Source organism: Blautia glucerasea (assembly GCF_020537505.1).
Taxonomy (GTDB): domain Bacteria; phylum Bacillota; class Clostridia; order Lachnospirales; family Lachnospiraceae; genus Blautia_A.
In genome coordinates, this window is record NZ_JAJBMO010000088.1 from 1 (window position 1) to 876 (window position 876).

Sequence of the window (876 nt, forward strand, 5' to 3'; positions counted from 1 at the left end):
GTCAGTGTCAGGGATATAGGTTACAAATTTGAATTGAATAATGAAAACGAACAGCAGTAAGGCGAATAATCCGTAAAAAGATTGTTCGTCTTATTTTATTTGTGCTGGAAAGAAGGTGATAAAAATTGACCGTCAATTGACAGGTTTCTGACCGTTAACTGACAGGTGCATCCGATACACTGTGCCTTTGTAAAGATATGATTACAAAGGAGATCCGTGTTTGCAGGGAAACAGCAGAGATGCCGGACATTCCTGTGGACAGGAAGAACGAGCCAGATCACCGCCACACTCCGATTTGATTTCACAAAAATTCAGATCGGAGGAAAAGATAAGTGGCTTACAATAAAGCAAAAGAAGAATATAGATGGAACCAGTGGAAAGCAGAGGAAGAGAAGATCCTGCGTGAGCAGGGTGTGGATGAAGAGACGATCCAGAAGCTCCGGGAGTATGACTGGAACGATTTTAACGCAGAGCGGAGATTCCGGGAACATCAGACCTCACTTCTGGACTGTATGGAACTGCTTCTGGAAGAAAAAGAATCAGGAGAGTCTCAGCCAGAGAGTGTGGAAGCCCTGCTCGATACCGTGGAGAATGAGGAATTGCTCCAGATCCTGTTATCGACTGACAAGAAAACTCTTCAGATGGTTGTTCTGAAGATGATGGGATATGCACCAAAGGAGATCAGCCATCACATGGAACTGCCGGAGCAGACTGTTTATACAAGACTGCGGAGGTTACGGGAGAAAATCAAAAAGTCCATGAAATTTGAATAAAACAAAAGGCTCTCATCGGCTGATTATCAGAACGAATAGACAGGAGGATTGATACGATGGATGAGAAAGAAGTGTCCGAAATGCAGGAAGAAATGATGACGGT

General features: G+C 43.7%; 1 protein-coding gene. It reads left to right on the plus strand.

Translation table 11 applies throughout. The annotated features are described in order from the left end of the window. The first annotated feature begins 332 nt into the window (after positions 1 to 332). Positions 333 to 773 (plus strand): ECF-type sigma factor, encoded by a 441-nt coding sequence (locus LIQ05_RS19355; RefSeq protein ID WP_055057436.1) that lies wholly within the window; start codon positions 333 to 335, stop codon positions 771 to 773. The last annotated feature ends 103 nt before the right edge of the window (positions 774 to 876 follow it).